At 58.1% G+C, this 14,898-nt stretch carries 15 protein-coding genes; 5 read left to right on the forward strand and 10 right to left on the reverse strand.

Features of this window, described 5'->3' with window-relative positions; genetic code table 11:
* Positions 1-112: 112 nt before the first annotated feature.
* The 6 genes from msrQ to GIW69_RS21390 all read right to left on the reverse strand — a co-directional run bounded on the left by msrQ (position 113) and on the right by GIW69_RS21390 (position 6,097).
* On the reverse strand, positions 113-736 hold the full coding sequence (msrQ, locus tag GIW69_RS21365) for a protein-methionine-sulfoxide reductase heme-binding subunit MsrQ (protein WP_236484767.1): 624 nt from the start codon (positions 734-736) through the stop codon (positions 113-115).
* Positions 736-1,749, reverse strand: a complete 1,014-nt coding sequence (msrP, locus tag GIW69_RS21370) for a protein-methionine-sulfoxide reductase catalytic subunit MsrP (protein ID WP_236484768.1) — start codon at positions 1,747-1,749, stop codon at positions 736-738. The genes msrQ and msrP overlap by 1 nt, the downstream gene beginning before the upstream one ends.
* 63 nt (positions 1,750-1,812) lie before the next feature.
* Positions 1,813-2,670 (reverse strand): CDP-diacylglycerol--serine O-phosphatidyltransferase, encoded by an 858-nt coding sequence (gene pssA / locus GIW69_RS21375; RefSeq protein ID WP_236484769.1) that lies wholly within the window; start codon positions 2,668-2,670, stop codon positions 1,813-1,815.
* A gap of 146 nt (positions 2,671-2,816) precedes the next feature.
* On the reverse strand, positions 2,817-3,833 hold the full coding sequence (ilvC, locus tag GIW69_RS21380) for a ketol-acid reductoisomerase (RefSeq protein WP_007909969.1): 1,017 nt from the start codon (positions 3,831-3,833) through the stop codon (positions 2,817-2,819).
* 45 nt (positions 3,834-3,878) lie between these two features.
* Entirely contained in the window at positions 3,879-4,370 is a 492-nt protein-coding gene (gene ilvN / locus GIW69_RS21385; protein ID WP_003176102.1) for an acetolactate synthase small subunit, read from the reverse strand.
* A 2-nt stretch (positions 4,371-4,372) separates the two neighbouring features.
* On the reverse strand, positions 4,373-6,097 hold the full coding sequence (locus GIW69_RS21390; protein ID WP_236484770.1) for an acetolactate synthase 3 large subunit: 1,725 nt from the start codon (positions 6,095-6,097) through the stop codon (positions 4,373-4,375).
* Positions 6,098-6,497: 400 nt separating this feature from the next.
* On the opposite strand from GIW69_RS21390, the gene GIW69_RS21395 reads away from it, so the two are divergent.
* Positions 6,498-6,914: a DUF4124 domain-containing protein gene (locus tag GIW69_RS21395; protein ID WP_236484771.1), complete on the forward strand. Its 417-nt coding sequence runs from the start codon at positions 6,498-6,500 to the stop codon at positions 6,912-6,914.
* Between the two features lie 60 nt (positions 6,915-6,974).
* On the opposite strand, the gene GIW69_RS21400 is transcribed toward GIW69_RS21395, so the two are convergent.
* Genes GIW69_RS21400 through mrcB form a run of 3 tightly spaced genes read right to left on the reverse strand, consistent with a single transcriptional unit; the run spans position 6,975 to position 10,388 of the window.
* A complete protein-coding gene (locus tag GIW69_RS21400) occupies positions 6,975-7,310 on the reverse strand; it encodes a YqcC family protein (protein WP_236484772.1) in 336 nt (111 codons plus the stop codon).
* Positions 7,310-8,047, reverse strand: a complete 738-nt coding sequence (locus GIW69_RS21405; RefSeq protein WP_236484773.1) for a tetratricopeptide repeat protein — start codon at positions 8,045-8,047, stop codon at positions 7,310-7,312. The genes GIW69_RS21400 and GIW69_RS21405 overlap by 1 nt, the downstream gene beginning before the upstream one ends.
* A 16-nt stretch (positions 8,048-8,063) precedes the next feature.
* Complete coding sequence (mrcB, locus tag GIW69_RS21410) at positions 8,064-10,388, reverse strand: penicillin-binding protein 1B (protein ID WP_236484774.1); 2,325 nt, start codon at positions 10,386-10,388, stop codon at positions 8,064-8,066.
* A 118-nt stretch (positions 10,389-10,506) separates the two neighbouring features.
* Between mrcB and GIW69_RS21415 the strand changes: the two genes are divergently transcribed.
* The 4 genes from GIW69_RS21415 to GIW69_RS21430 all read left to right on the forward strand — a co-directional run bounded on the left by GIW69_RS21415 (position 10,507) and on the right by GIW69_RS21430 (position 13,786).
* Entirely contained in the window at positions 10,507-12,063 is a 1,557-nt protein-coding gene (locus tag GIW69_RS21415) for a bifunctional aminoglycoside phosphotransferase/ATP-binding protein (protein WP_236484775.1), read from the forward strand.
* 91 nt (positions 12,064-12,154) lie between these two features.
* Positions 12,155-12,499, forward strand: a complete 345-nt coding sequence (locus GIW69_RS21420; RefSeq protein WP_236484776.1) for a pentapeptide repeat-containing protein — start codon at positions 12,155-12,157, stop codon at positions 12,497-12,499.
* Between the two features lie 218 nt (positions 12,500-12,717).
* A complete protein-coding gene (locus GIW69_RS21425; RefSeq protein WP_003228231.1) occupies positions 12,718-12,990 on the forward strand; it encodes a TfoX/Sxy family protein in 273 nt (90 codons plus the stop codon).
* A 16-nt stretch (positions 12,991-13,006) separates the two neighbouring features.
* Positions 13,007-13,786, forward strand: coding sequence for a cyclic nucleotide-binding domain-containing protein (locus tag GIW69_RS21430; protein WP_236484777.1), 780 nt, complete (start codon positions 13,007-13,009; stop codon positions 13,784-13,786).
* Positions 13,787-14,028: 242 nt separating this feature from the next.
* Here the strand turns inward: GIW69_RS21430 and GIW69_RS21435 are convergent, their stop codons facing one another.
* Entirely contained in the window at positions 14,029-14,880 is an 852-nt protein-coding gene (locus GIW69_RS21435; protein WP_236484778.1) for a ChaN family lipoprotein, read from the reverse strand.
* Between the last annotated feature and the right edge of the window lie 18 nt (positions 14,881-14,898).

The raw sequence follows: 14,898 nt of genomic DNA on the forward strand, positions 1-14,898 counted from the left end.
GAAGCCAGTCGCTGTCGAAAACTGCTTAACTCATTGTTTACCAAGGAGTTTTCCGTTTCGACTGCGCCGGAAGTGGGGCGAATTATAGACACTCAGATTTTGCCGTCAACACTTAATTTCGCTTTTCCCTAAGAATCTTCTTTTTACCCAGCAATCCAGGGATTCGACGGCTCACTGGCGGCAAACGCATCATCAAGAGCAGCGCACCTATAAACGCATAGATCGCCCACTCTTTCAGATCGGCACGCACGATCCACAGCATGTGCAGCAAACCCAGCCCGAGAATCACGTACGCCAGTCGATGCAGCTTCTTCCAGCGCGCCCCCAGTCGGCGCTGACTGTAGCGGTTTGAGGTCACCGCTAGCGCCAACAAACCGAGGAAGCCCAGCGAACCGACAATGATGTAGGGACGCTTACGCAATTCGACGCCCAACTGCGACCAATCAAAACCCAGGATAAATGCCATATAGCTGCAAAGGTGCACAACCACATACGCGAAACACCAGAGACCCAACTGCCGGCGGACAGCGATCCACCAAGCCCAGCCCGTCAACTTCTGCAATGGCGTCATGCCTAACGTGATCAACAACAACACCAATGTCCCAAGCCCGAGCCGATCAACCAGCACCTTGCCCGGATCTGGCCCAAGCAAATCCTCGAATGCCTGATACAACCACAGTAGCGGCCAAATCATGACCGCGATGAACACACCTGTACGCCACAACGGATATCGCATCAGTAGTTCTTCCGCAGATCCAGGCCTGTATATAGAGAAGCGACTTCGTCGGCATAGCCGTTGAACATTTGTGTATCTCGCACATTCGGCTTGAACAGGCTATTCGGCAGGCGTCGCTCTCGCGCCTGAGTCCAGCGCGGGTGATCGACAGTCGGGTTCACGTTCGCATAGAAGCCATACTCATCTGCCGCGATGCTCTGCCAGGTAGTCTTAGGCTGCTCGCTCACCAGACTGATACGCACGATGGACTTAACGCTCTTGAAGCCATATTTCCACGGCACCACCAACCGCAGCGGCGCGCCATTCTGGTTGGGCAACTCCCGCCCATACATTCCTACCGCCAGAATCGCCAACGGATTCATCGCTTCATCCAATCGCAGCCCTTCTATATAAGGCCAGTCGATCAAGGCAAATCCCGAACGTTGACCTGGCATGCTCTTCGGATCCTGCAACGTCTCGAAGCGAATGTATTTGGCCTTCGACGTCGGTTCGACCTGTTTGAGCAGCGCAGAGATGGGAAAACCGATCCACGGGATCACCATCGACCACGCTTCAACACAACGCAGCCGATAGATACGCTCTTCCAACTGATAGGGCTTCATGAAGTCTTCCAGCGCATAACGCCCTGGCTTGCCAACTTCACCATCTACCACAACGCTCCACGGTTCCGTTTTCAACGATCCCGCATTCGCCGCCGGATCACCTTTATCGGTGCCGAACTCATAGAAGTTGTTGTAATGGGTTGCATCTTTAAAAGGCGTGATCGCCTCATTCTTGACGCTGATGGCGCCCCACTGGGTCGATGACAGTTTTTCGGCGAACCATGCCGGCGCGTTTCCGGGCTCGACATCAGCGTATCGCGCCGCATCAGCAGCACCAGCCCAGCGCGGCAGACTGCTCACAGCCAGACCCGCCGCAGTCGCACCGAGCAATTGCCGCCGAGAGAGATAGATGGATTCAGACGTGACGTCCGACTCGTGGCAGTCGGACGCTTTGGGGACTTTGATCAGCATGACAACTCCGCAGCATTGGAGGACAGATACATCCATAGACTGCGGAGTATGGGGGAAATTACATCACTCGACGCTTTTGCGACGACGCAGGCGCAAAAGATACTGCACAGGGCCGGAAGCCGCGTAAACGAGAAACGCCAGCAGCAGAATGCGTGGCGGATCGCTGAACACCACAGCGAACACCAGCACCACGGCGAGAATCGCCACGAACGGCACACGCCCTTTCAGATCCAGCTCCTTGAAGCTGTTGTACTTGATGTTGCTGACCATCAGCATGCCCGCAGCCGCCACCATCAGCGCGACCAGGAATGACATCTTCGAGCCCTGAATGCCGTAATCGCTGAATGCCCAGACAATCCCCGCCACCACGCCAGCAGCAGCCGGGCTGGCCAGGCCGATGAAGTAACGCTTGTCCGCCGTACCGACCTGGGTGTTGAAACGCGCCAGACGCAAAGCTGCACCTGCCACATATATGAAGGCGACCATCCAGCCAACCTTACCCATATCACCCAGTGCCCAGCCAAATGCCAACAACGCCGGCGCAACACCGAACGCGACCATGTCCGACAGCGAGTCGTACTCGGCGCCAAATGCACTCTGGGTATTGGTCATCCGCGCAACACGGCCATCCAGGCCATCGAGCACCATGGCGACGAAGATCGCAATCGCGGCGAAGCCGAAATACTTGCTTGCGTCAGCCGTGTTACCAGCGCTCAGCGCAGCCTGGGCACTCATGGAATTGATGATCGAGTAGAAACCGGCGAACAGGTTCGCAGTGGTAAACAGGTTCGGCAGGAGATAGATACCACGATGCCGGACTTTACGACCTTCCGCGTCGTGCCCTTCTTCGATGTGCTCATCGATGGGCAGCAGGCTTTCGGCGTCAGGAGCCTGGTTCGGCTCTTCGGGACGTTCGCTCATGGACATTACCTTGCAACGGGTTGAAAAATTTCGACAGGCGTCTGGGACGACGGTTCGGCCACAAACGATGCAGCTTTATACCAGAACTGCCGGCCCAAACGAAAAAACGCGGCCTAGGCCGCGTTCTTCGTACAAGAATCGCTGACTTAGTTTTTGGCTTTGTCGACGATTTTGTTGGCACCGATCCAAGGCATCATGGAGCGCAGTTGCTCGCCGATGACTTCGATGCCGTGAGCAGCGTTGTTACGACGCTTGGCGGTCATCGAAGGGTAGCCGGTTGCGCCTTCGCTGATGAACATTTTGGCGTACTCGCCGTCCTGAATACGTTTCAGGGCGTTGCGCATGGCCTGACGGGATTCGGCGTTGATGACTTCCGGGCCGGTCACGTACTCGCCGTATTCGGCGTTGTTGGAGATCGAGTAGTTCATATTGGCGATACCGCCTTCGTACATGAGGTCAACGATCAACTTCAGTTCGTGCAGGCACTCGAAGTAAGCCATTTCTGGAGCGTAGCCCGCTTCGACCAGGGTTTCGAAACCAGCTTTTACCAGTTCAACAGTACCGCCGCACAGTACGGCTTGTTCACCGAACAGGTCGGTTTCGGTCTCGTCCTTAAAGGTGGTTTCGATGATGCCGGTACGACCGCCACCCACGCCTGCTGCGTAAGACAGTGCAACGTTTTTGGCGTTGCCCGAGGCGTCCTGGTAGATCGCGATCAGGTCAGGGATACCGCCGCCTTTGACGAACTCGGAACGCACGGTGTGGCCCGGTGCTTTCGGCGCGATCATGATCACGTCGAGGTCGGCGCGTGGAACAACCTGGTTGTAGTGGATCGCGAAGCCGTGGGAGAAGGCCAGAGTGGCGCCTTTCTTGATATTCGGCTCGATTTCGTTTTTGTACAGGGAAGACTGGAACTCGTCCGGGGTCAGGATCATGACCAGGTCAGCAGCAGCAACAGCGGAAGCAACGTCAGTCACTTTCAGGCCGTGGGCTTCAGCCTTGGCAACGGTCGCCGAACCTTTACGCAGACCAACGGTGACGTCAACGCCGGAGTCTTTCAGGTTGCACGCTTGAGCGTGACCCTGGGAGCCGTAACCGATGATGGCGACTTTCTTGCCCTGGATGATCGACAGGTCGCAGTCTTTATCGTAGAAAACTTTCATGAATTTCCCCTATATCCGGCCGTTCAGGCCATTCGCTAATTTGGTTTAGATGCTGAGTACTTTGTCGCCGCGGGCAATCCCGGTGACGCCACTGCGTACGGTTTCCAGAATCGAGGCAGTGCCGATCGATTGAATGAAGCTGTCGAGCTTGTCGCTGGTACCGGTCAGTTGAACGGTATAAACGCTGGCGCTGACATCGACGATCTGCCCACGATAAATATCGGTAGTGCGCTTGATCTCGGCGCGCTGGGCGCCGGTGGCCTTGACCTTGACCAGCATCAGCTCGCGCTCGATGTGAGCACTTTCCGACAGGTCGACCAATTTGACCACTTCGATCAATTTGTTCAGGTTCTTGGTGATCTGCTCGATCACTTCGTCATGCCCGACAGTGGTCAGCGTCAGACGCGACAGGGTCGGGTCTTCAGTCGGGGCCACGGTCAGGCTTTCGATGTTGTAGTTACGCTGCGAAAACAGGCCGACTACACGAGACAGAGCGCCAGGTTCGTTTTCCAGAAGCAAGGAAATAATGTGTCGCATGATTATGTACGCTCCGTCTTGCTCAGCCACATATCGCGCATGGAGCCGTCTTTGATCTGCATCGGGTAGACGTGCTCGCTGGTGTCGACCGAAATGTCGAGAATCACCAGGCGATCCTTCATGGCAAACGCTTCTTCCATCTTCGACTTCAAGTCTTTGGAGTCGGTGATGCGCATGCCGACATGGCCATAGGCCTCGGCCAGCTTGACGAAGTCAGGCAACGATTCCATGTAGGAATGCGAGTGGCGGCTGTTGTAGCTCATGTCTTGCCACTGACGAACCATGCCCAGAACACCGTTGTTCAGGATGACGATTTTTACCGGCAGACCATACTGCAGGCAGGTCGACAGTTCCTGAATGTTCATCTGGATGCTGCCTTCGCCCGTGACACAGGCAACGTCAGCGTCCGGGAAGCTCAACTGGATACCCATGGCCGCCGGGAACCCGAAGCCCATCGTGCCCAGGCCACCGGAGTTGATCCAGCGGTTCGGCTTGTTGAACTTGTAATACTGCGCGGCGAACATCTGGTGCTGACCCACGTCGGAGGCAACATAAGCATCGCCCTTAGTGACTTCGCACAGGGTTTCGATCACGGTCTGCGGCTTGATGACGCTGCCGTCGCCCTTGTCATACGGGAACAGGCCGCGATCACCGCGCCACTCATCAACCTGCTTCCACCAACTGGCAACGGAATCCTTGTTCGGGGTCTCGCCGATTTCCTTGAGGATCGCGACCATTTCGGTCAGGACGCTTTCCACTGGGCCAACGATCGGCACGTCGGCCTTGATGGTCTTGGAGATCGAAGCCGGGTCGATGTCGATATGGATGATCTTGGCGTTCGGGCAGAACTTCGCCGGGCCGTTGATCACACGATCGTCGAAGCGTGCGCCGACTGCCAGGATCACGTCAGCGTGGTGCATCGCCAGGTTGGCGGTGTAGCTGCCGTGCATACCCAGCATGCCGATGAACTGACGATCGGTGCCTGGGTAGGCACCCAACCCCATCAGGGTGTTGGTCACTGGCAGGTTGAGCATTTTCGCCAGTTCGGTGAGCGGCGCGGAGCCACCACCGAGGATCACGCCACCGCCGGCGTACATCACCGGACGCTTGGCTGCCAGGAGCATTTCTGCAGCCTTGCGGATTTGCCCCGAGTGACCGCGAACGGCCGGGCTGTAAGAGCGCAGCTTGGCTTTCTTCGGGAAGATGTATTCGAACTTCTCGGCCGGGTTGGTCATGTCTTTCGGGATATCGACCACGACCGGGCCCGGACGACCGGATTGTGCCAGGTAGAAGGCTTTCTTCATGACTTCCGGGATTTCCGAAGCGTGCTTGATCATGAAGCTGTGCTTCACGATCGGCCGGGAAATACCGATCATGTCGGTTTCCTGGAACGCGTCGGTGCCGACCATGGTGCTTGGCACCTGGCCGGAGATGATCACCATTGGAATCGAATCCATATAGGCGGTGGCGATACCGGTGATGGCGTTTGTGGCGCCAGGACCCGATGTCACCAATACCACGCCGGCTTTACCGGTGGCACGGGCATAGCCGTCAGCCATATGGGTAGCCGCTTGCTCGTGACGAACCAGGATGTGGCTTACTTCCGGCTCTTTGAACAGGGCATCGTAAACATGAAGAAGAGCACCACCCGGGTACCCGTAGATATATTTGACGCCTTCGTCACGCAAAAAGCGGACGAGCATCTCACCGCCAGATAAAAGCTCCACGTTGTTCACCTCTAAAACGCCAGAATACCGCCCACATAAACGGGGACGGGTCTTAATAGGTTTACTTCTCGGCAGAGCATGAGCGACGGTGGTCGCCGACTACGTCAGCACTGACTGAGCAAGTATTGGGATCGTCCCAAGTGTTGCGGGCTTCTCCCACCCAGCGCGAGGTAACGCGTTGCGGGTGTAACAGGTCGGCGCGGATAGGCGCCTCATGATCTGCCGAGTGGGTCTGCTTCTGGCAGTCCCTCTACAGCGGACTTTGGATTCTTCTGTTTCGCCCTCTCCAAGTCAAGTCGTCTGTGTGGTTAATTGTGGGTAAGCACATGAGAACGCAAGAAAAAACCCGGAAACCGCTACTCTGTTAGCTTCGATTGCGCAATTTTGCCAAGGAATCAGCATGCGAACGCTCCTCCTATGCCTTTTGATCGGTGTCAGCCCATGGTGCATGGCCGGTCAAATCTACAAATGGGTCGATGCCCAAGGTGTCACTCACTTCGACGCGCAACCGCCCCAGGGTCAGCCGGCCACCACCGTGCAAATGCCCTCCCCACCTGCCGTTCCGCCACGTGCGATCCCCGGCAGCGGCGCGATCGGCGACCAGCAGTCCATCGACAAAAACGTGAAAAAACAGGTGGCGGAGCAACAAGCCCAGCTCAAGGAGTTTTGTGAGCAGGCGCGCACGAACCTGGCGCAATTGCAGAACAATCCGCGTTTAAGAGAAGAAGTAGAAGGTGAAACACGGCGCCTGACCGATACGCAACGGCAAGAGCGCATCGGCGAGGCACAGCGACAAATCTCGGAAAACTGCCAGTAACCGATGTGTAGGAGCTGACGAGTGCAACGAGGCTGCGGCAGTTCCTACAGGACGATGGTGTCAGCGGGAGGCGGTGATCAGCAGGTCGAACTCTTTGAGCAACACCTGAAGCTGTCGGTCTTTGCCGCCGACATTGCGCGAGGCAAACACCATCTCGGCCATTTCCTGAATACCCGAAGCATTGGGCAACGGCAGATCCTGCTCAAGGATGATTTTCATCTTCGGCAGGAAGATCCACTGCAGCCATTGCTCGAAATCAAGCGTATCGACCGAGAACGGTTCGACGCTGCTCAGGGCTTCGTCGGACGGTCGAACGTCATCCCACCAACCTTGTGTACGCAACTCACGCTCGATCAGCAGCAACTGATCGGCAATTTTCGGGAAACGGACATCCATCACAGCGAAACCTTGGCCTTCTGACGGGCCAACGCGGCACCGGCGGAATCACCTTGTTTCTCACGCGCCTGAGCGATCAGTTCCCACAGGCTGGCCTGCAAGTCCGGACGACCATTGGCCATCGTCAATGCGCGACGGGCGAATTGCTCGGCTTGCGGCGCATCGCCCTGGGCCATGCGCACCTGCGCCAGACGATAAAGCACTTGCGGCTCACGCGGCGCCACACGCTGAGCGCGTTCAAGACTGGAGGACGCACCGTTCAGGTCGCCACCGGCCTGCTGTTGCTGCGCGGTGGTCAACAGCGCGAGTACAGGACCGTCTAGTTGTTCGTCTGCCGACAGACCACCGCCGCCGCTCGCCGACGGAGCTGCGCTCGGCTGCGAAGGCATGCTGTAGCTGCCGGAGCTGACCGGCGCAGAGTCAACCGGCGAAGGGTTGTAAGGCCCCGGGGTAATCGGGCCCGGCGTGATCGGCGCCGTGCTGATCGGGGTCGACGTCGCTGCGCCGCCACCCGGCACCATCACGACAACGCCGGTATCGCCTTGCGGAATCTCTTGCACCTGGCCTTGAGCCGGACGTTTCACCGTCGTCTGGCGGAAACCGCCATTGGCCGAGATACGTTCGCTGTTGGACACGGCGGTACCTGAATCCACCACCGGAATCGAACCGCGCTGCACGCTTGAGCAGCCGCTGAGCAAAGCCACGGCGGTCACTGCTGGGATCAACCACTTGTTCACTTGAAAACCTCTTCGCTTAGTTCATCCAGTCCTTGACCCAATCCATCACCGACTCCGGGGATGCCGGGTTTACGCTCGCGCAACTGGCGCCGGGTGGAGGTTCGCTGCCGCGAATATACGGCATCTGAACCGCGCCAGGACAGTTGGCATCGGAACCTTGCCCGGTGCGCGAATCAACCCAGGCCTGCACGACGTTATCCGGTTGCGGCATATCCAGCGGCAGCGGATCGGCCTTGCGCATGAAACTGCTCCAGACCTGCAACGCGCCGGTGGCACCGGTAAACGGCGTCTTCCCGTTGTCGTCGCGACCGAGCCACACCACTGCCAGCAGATCCTGACTGAAACCGGCGAACCAGCTATCGCGTGAATCGTTACTGGTACCGGTCTTGCCGGCCAGCGTCAGGTTTTTTGGCAGCACGTTATAAACCGAACTGCCCGTACCTTCACGCATGACCCGCTGCATGGCGTTCTGGATCAGATAGATCGACGCCGGATCGAAACGCTGCTCGATCTGGAACGGATATCGCTTGAGCGGCTCGCCCTCGGCGGTCAGCACGCTACGGATCCCTCGCATCGGCGTGTTGAAGCCACCGTTGGCGAGGGTCTGGTACATGGTCGCCACTTCGATCGGCGTCATGCCGCCCGCACCGAGCAGCATCGACGGGAATGCAGGAAATTCGCGGCTCACGCCCAGACGCGCCACGGTCTTCAGCACATTCGGCACGCCAACGGCCAGGCCCAGACGCGACGTCGACAGATTGTAGGAATGCGCCAACCCCTGATAAAGGAAGACCGTGCCGTGGGAGCGGCGATCGTAGTTCTGCGGCTTCCACACTTGACCGTCCGCCCCTTTGATCGATAGCGGATCGTCCGACAGCCAACTGGTCAGCGTGTACTGGCTCGGTTTCTCCAGCGCGGTCAAGTAAACCGCCGGTTTGATCAGCGAGCCGATCGGCCGCACCGCGTCCAGCGCCCGGTTGAAACCGGCAAAACTGGCCTGACGGCTGCCGATCATGGCCTGGACTTCGCCGGTTTCCGGATTGGTCACCACCATGGCGGCTTCCACGTCGTCGGAACCCTTGCGGCCCGCCAGACGCTTGAAGGTGTCATTGACCGACGCCTCGGCTTTCATCTGTAGGATCGGATCGAAGCTGGTGAAAATCCGCAAGCCTTCTTCGGTCAAGTCTTCGTCGCGATAGTCTTCACGCAGCTGACGCTTGACCAGATCGATGAAGCCCGGGAAGGAACTGTCGGCCAACTTGCCGCGCGTGGTCACACCCAACGGCATCTTCTTCGCGGCGGCGACTTGCTCGGCCGTTGCAACGCCCTGCTGCTCAAGGACATCGAGCACCAGGTTACGCCGCTCGAGCGCACGCTCCGGGTTGCGACGCGGGTTGTAATAGGACGGCCCTTTGACCATGCCCACCAGCAGGGCGACCTGATGCAACTTCAGTTCGGACAAAGGCTGGCCGAAGAAGAACTGACTGGCCAGACCGAAACCATGCACCGCGCGCTGGCCGTCCTGACCGACAAACACTTCATTAAGGTAAGCCTCAAGGATTTCCGGCTTCTTGTAATGCAGTTCAAGCAGCATCGCCATCATGGCTTCAGTGAGTTTGCGGCTCAGGCTGCGTTCACTGGTCAGGTAGAAGTTCTTCACCAACTGCTGGGTCAGCGTACTGCCGCCCTGAGTCATTTTTCCACCAGACGTGTTGACCCAAACGGCACGGGCGATCGATTTCGGCGAAACGCCCCAGTGGCTGTAGAAATCCCGGTCTTCCACCGCGACCAGAGTTTCCAGCAAGTACGGCGGCACCTGATCGATCTTGATCAGGATGCGGTCTTCAAGATTCTTCGGGTAAATCCCCCCGATCATTAGCGGCTCCAGACGCACCACGGACAATTTCGAGCCGTTGCTCGCGGAAAGCTCTGCCACGTAATCGCCCGAAAAACGTACACGCACCGATTGCGGCTTTTCCAGACCTTCATAGAACTGGAAGCCACGGGTATTCAGATCGACGGTGTTGCCGTTGACCGCTGCCGCGCCCGGGCCGTTGCTCACAGCTTCGCGGCGATAGCCCAAGGCATCGAGCTCGGTGAGAAAATCACCCTTGCTCAGCTTTTGTCCGACGAACAGCTCAAGCGGCCGCGCGTACACCTTGGCCGGGATCGTCCAGCGCTTGCCGGAGAATTTTTCCTGCACCACGGCATCGAGGTAAACGGCGAAGCCGGCCAGCACCACAAGGGCGACCAGGCTGAGTTTAAGGACCCAACTCATCCACGGGCGCAGGCCCTTGGACGGTGGCTTTTTGGGGGTACGGGGAGTTCGGGATCGAGTCATGGCGGCGGATTATACGCACTTTATAAATCCTCGACAGACGCGCTCCGAGGTTTGCGTCAGGCGGGCGAGCGGCCATAATGGCCGCCATCAATTCGCCCCAGACTCTGAAGGATCGCCCGTGAGCCAGTCACTGATCGCTGCCCTGCAAAACCCGGCCCTCTACCCGCACCCTGTCGATGGGTTCCAGGTCATCGAAACCCATATCTCTTGGGTGCTGCTCACTGGGCCCTTTGCTTATAAAGTGAAGAAACCGGTGAATTTCGGTTTTCTCGACTTCACCACCCTCGACGCACGTGAACATTTTTGTGGCGAAGAGCTGCGCCTTAACAAGCGCCTGACGGATGACCTGTACCTGGAAGTCCTGCCGGTCACCGGCAGCGTCGAAGCGCCACAGATTGGCGGTGATGGCCCGGCCATCGAATACGTGCTGAAAATGCGCCAGTTCCCACAGAGCGGTTTGCTCAGCACCCTGCAAGCCAATGGTGAGCTGACCACCCGGCACATCGACGAAATGGCCGAACAAATCGCCCACTTCCACCTCAATGCGCCGAAAGTACCCGCCGAACACCCTGCCGGCACGCCGGACAGTGTCATGGCGCCGGTGCGCCAGAACTTCGAACAGATCCTGCCGTTCCTCAGCGACAAAAACGATTTGCTACAACTCGAAGCCCTGCAAGCCTGGGCTGAAAGCAGCTTCGAACGCCTCAAGCCGCTTTTTACTCAGCGCAAGGCCGAGGGGTTCACCCGTGAATGCCACGGTGACATCCACCTGGGCAACGCCACGCTGATCGATGGCAAGGTCGTGATCTTCGACTGCATCGAGTTCAACGAACCGTTCCGCTTCACCGACGTGTACGCCGACACCGGTTTCCTCGCGATGGATCTGGAAGACCGTGGCCTGAAGTCCCTGGCCCGTCGCTTCGTCAGCCAATATCTGGAACTGACCGGCGACTACCAGGGCCTCGAAGTCCTGAACTTCTATAAGGCTTACCGTGCGATGGTTCGCGCCAAGGTCGCACTGTTCAGCATGCCGGCCGAAGCCACCCCGGTGCAGCGCGCCACCACGCTGCGCCAGTACCGCAACTACGCGAACCTGGCGGAAAGCTACAGCACCATTCCGTCGCGTTTCATGGCCATCACCCACGGCGTATCGGCCGTCGGCAAGAGCCACGTCGCCATGCGTCTGGTCGAAGCACTCGGTGCCGTGCGCCTGCGTTCCGATATCGAGCGCAAGCGCTTGTTCGGCGAGCAAACCGTGGCCAACGCCCCACAGGCCGGCATTTACAGCGCCGACGCCAGCACCGCCACCTATGCGCACCTGCATGACATTGCCGCGACCATTCTGCGTGCCGGTTTCCCGGTGGTCATTGATGCGACTTACCTCAAGCGCGAGCAGCGTGACAACGCTGCGAAGGTCGCCGAAGACACGGGCACACCTTTCCTGATTCTTGACTGCAATGCGCCACAAGCCGTGATCGAAAGCTGGCTGGCGCTGCGTCAGGCAGATAAAAAGGATCCGTCCGACGCTAATCTGGCCGTGATCGAAGCGCAACAAGCCACTCGCGAAGCACTGACGCCGGAAGAGATTCTGCGCAGCAAGCGTGTTCAGACCAACGAGTCCGGGACGCTGGACACCGTCGTCGCCCAGATTCGCCAGCGCCTGCCGGGCCTGTAAGAAACTATTTCAGCCGTGAAGCGCTCGCCCGCTTCACGGCTGCCAAATAGTGGCACTATACTGGCGTCATAAAACCAACAGGTGATCTGACATGAGCCAGCCGAAACTTCTCGACACCCCGCTGTATGCCCTGCTTCACAAGGACGACGTCAAAGGCTTCAACAATGAGCGCCCGAACGTCGGCTCTATCGACATGGTCGGCGGCGACTTTCGCGGGCTCGACCTGCGCGAGTTGAACGCCAACGGCGTGGATTTCCGTGATGCCTATTTCCGGTCCGCCGATTTGCGCGGCATCGACTTCCGCCAAGCGTTGCTGGAAGGCGCCAGCCTCGCCCATGCGCAGATTTCCGGGGCGTACTTCCCGCCGGAGCTGAGCGCTGACGAAATCCTCATGTCGATGAATTTCGGTACACGCCTGCGCTATCGGACCCGCTAAACGCCAACATTGCCTGACCTGTCCAGCGCCCCTGCCTTGCGCTGGACTGCCTGCTGCGTGGTTTTTTCCCACATCTCGTCGCCCTTCCTTCCTGCCGATCTAGCGCATGCTTAGAAGCATTTGCGACTAATCCGATCAAAGAATCACGCTTTTCCTACTGATGGCTACACTCCTGAGAAGCTCGTCCACGCACCATTCGGCCGTCGCAAGGAGGCTTGATGAATGATGAACTGCAACACCTGAAAAATCTTGGCAAGACGTCGGCGCAGTGGCTGCATGCCGTGGGTATTCACAGCGCCTCGGACTTGCGTCGCCTGGGCGCCGTAGACGCGTATCGGGCAGTGCGCACCCGTGGGTTTAGGGCGTCGAAGGTGTTGTTGTATGCGATCGAGGGCGCATTGATGGATGTGCACTGGAATGACATTCCCGCCGAACGTAAGGACGCCCTTAACAAACAGTTGGAAGCCATTTCCTCTCGCCACAAAAATTGAACAGGCATAGATCGCCATGTACCTGCTCGGAGAACAACCGGCGCATGCCGAAACGTTGATCAATCATTTGCAATGCCTTCCAGCGCAATGGCTGGAAGGCTTTGCACCTTGCGGACCCGCGTTAGCGTTATCTGAAACCCATGACTTGCAGGCCCAACTGCCCGACGATCAAGTGTTCCTGTTGTCGGAGGGATTGATCCACGGCTGGATGGGTGGGCGTGCCTTGTTCTACTGGCACCAGGGCGATCTGATCGGTTTGCAACAGGGACAGGCATGGACAGAGTGCCGTTTGAGCAGCGAGGGGCCGGTGCGTTTGACCCCGTATAAGCGAACGGAATTGTTTCAATATATTTATCAGGATCCGTTACGTGCCGAATCCTTCGTTCGTTACCTGACTGGTCAGCAGGCGCTACTCGCTCACGCCATTGCCGAGTTGAAACCCCGGGAGTTTCGCAGCACCAATGGCTTTAAACGTGTAGAGGCTGGCGACGTGTTGATCCAGCAAGGTGACACGGCCGACCACGTTTTTGTGATTATCGAAGGTCATGCCGAAGCATTCGTCGATGGGCGCAAGGTCGGTGACGTGCCGAAGGATGAAATCTTCGGCGCCATGGCGGTGTTCACGGGTGAACCGCACAATGCCACGGTGATTGCCCGCGAGGCGATTACGATCATGCTGATCCCTGGCGATCAGTTCCTGAGCCTGACACGCACTCATCCAAAAATCGCTCACAGCCTGATTGAAGGCATGGCCCGGCGTATTGGCCAACTGAATAAACAACTTACGCAGCGCTGAGCTTGCCCAATGTTTACGGGGCATTCTCGCCATGTGCCAGAACTAATTCCGGCAAATGAGAAATCAGCTGTTGACTCGGTAATGAGAATCGCTATGATTATCACAACTGGTCGCGAGATCAGTCGATTTTCTGAAAAGCCCTTGGTTCGGACTCTCAGATTATCTCCTCATCAGGCTAATCACGGTTATTTGACCCGGCTCTTGCCGGGTCTTTTTTGCCTGTGGAAAAGCGGGCGTCGCTGTCACGACTTGCCGAACTGTTTGCGCATTTGCGCGCAGTAGTCCTGCGGCGGCGTGGCCGCTGTGTACCAGACGTAATCGGCCATGGCCGACGTGACTTCGCTGCCCTCCTCTGCCAACAACAGAACCGTCGGCGCCCGTGACGCGCCTAGATCAAGTAGATGCAGCGGCACGCCAACATCCTTGCGCGCATGCCAGACACCGGCGAATAACAGCGACGGCTCAGGCGCCGCGAGCAGACGCTCGGCCATGCGCCGGTCGCGCTGTTGTTGCACAGCGAGCATCGCGGGCATTTGCGATTCAGGGAGCAACCCACAGTGGGACTCGGCGATTTGCTTGAGCAATTCGGCTTTCACTGTCGACGCATTGCTGCGCGCACCGCTCAGCGTCGGCGGCGTGCCATACAGCGCACGAATCTCCGGGTTATCAAGATTGGCCGCCAGCAACGGATAGTTCTGAATCAGGGCAAAGCGCACAATCGGGCCATAAAGATTCCAGTCCCAGCCATCCTGCCAATCGAGCGCAACGGGCAGATCGCCAGGCAATGGGCCTTGGTGCGCCGCATTCACCCGCGCCTGTTGATCCGGCGTCAGCATTTCCAACAGCAGGCTGCCTTGCGTTCGCCGCTCGCCCAGAGCCTGCAACAGCCACAGTTGCACTGCGTGGTGATCGGCATTGTCATGCTGCTCGCCGACAATCACTTGAGCAGGCATGGCCAACTGCTCCAACAATTCCTGTGCGCTGATGACCTCACCGCTGCGCAGATCGCGGATGTCTCCATTGACGGGAGGTGGCGGCGCGACATGTGAGCAGCCGCCAAGCAATAACACCACCAGCAGAAAGATCCCACGCATGCCTTCACCTCGATGACG

The organism is Pseudomonas syringae (genome assembly GCF_021605415.1).
Taxonomy (GTDB): Bacteria; Pseudomonadota; Gammaproteobacteria; order Pseudomonadales; family Pseudomonadaceae; genus Aquipseudomonas; species Aquipseudomonas syringae_S.

Coding starts and splice junctions, on each gene's coding strand:
- ilvN (WP_003176102.1), bottom strand. CDS start 4,370: ATGCGACACATTATTTCCTTGCTTCTGGAAAACGAACCTGGCGCTCTG.
- GIW69_RS21430 (WP_236484777.1), top strand. CDS start 13,007: ATGTACCTGCTCGGAGAACAACCGGCGCATGCCGAAACGTTGATCAAT.
- mrcB (WP_236484774.1), bottom strand. CDS start 10,388: ATGACTCGATCCCGAACTCCCCGTACCCCCAAAAAGCCACCGTCCAAG.
- pssA (WP_236484769.1), bottom strand. CDS start 2,670: ATGAGCGAACGTCCCGAAGAGCCGAACCAGGCTCCTGACGCCGAAAGC.
- GIW69_RS21420 (WP_236484776.1), top strand. CDS start 12,155: ATGAGCCAGCCGAAACTTCTCGACACCCCGCTGTATGCCCTGCTTCAC.
- msrP (WP_236484768.1), bottom strand. CDS start 1,749: ATGCTGATCAAAGTCCCCAAAGCGTCCGACTGCCACGAGTCGGACGTC.
- msrQ (WP_236484767.1), bottom strand. CDS start 736: ATGCGATATCCGTTGTGGCGTACAGGTGTGTTCATCGCGGTCATGATT.
- GIW69_RS21435 (WP_236484778.1), bottom strand. CDS start 14,880: ATGCGTGGGATCTTTCTGCTGGTGGTGTTATTGCTTGGCGGCTGCTCA.
- ilvC (WP_007909969.1), bottom strand. CDS start 3,833: ATGAAAGTTTTCTACGATAAAGACTGCGACCTGTCGATCATCCAGGGC.
- GIW69_RS21425 (WP_003228231.1), top strand. CDS start 12,718: ATGAATGATGAACTGCAACACCTGAAAAATCTTGGCAAGACGTCGGCG.
- GIW69_RS21395 (WP_236484771.1), top strand. CDS start 6,498: ATGCGAACGCTCCTCCTATGCCTTTTGATCGGTGTCAGCCCATGGTGC.
- GIW69_RS21400 (WP_236484772.1), bottom strand. CDS start 7,310: ATGGATGTCCGTTTCCCGAAAATTGCCGATCAGTTGCTGCTGATCGAG.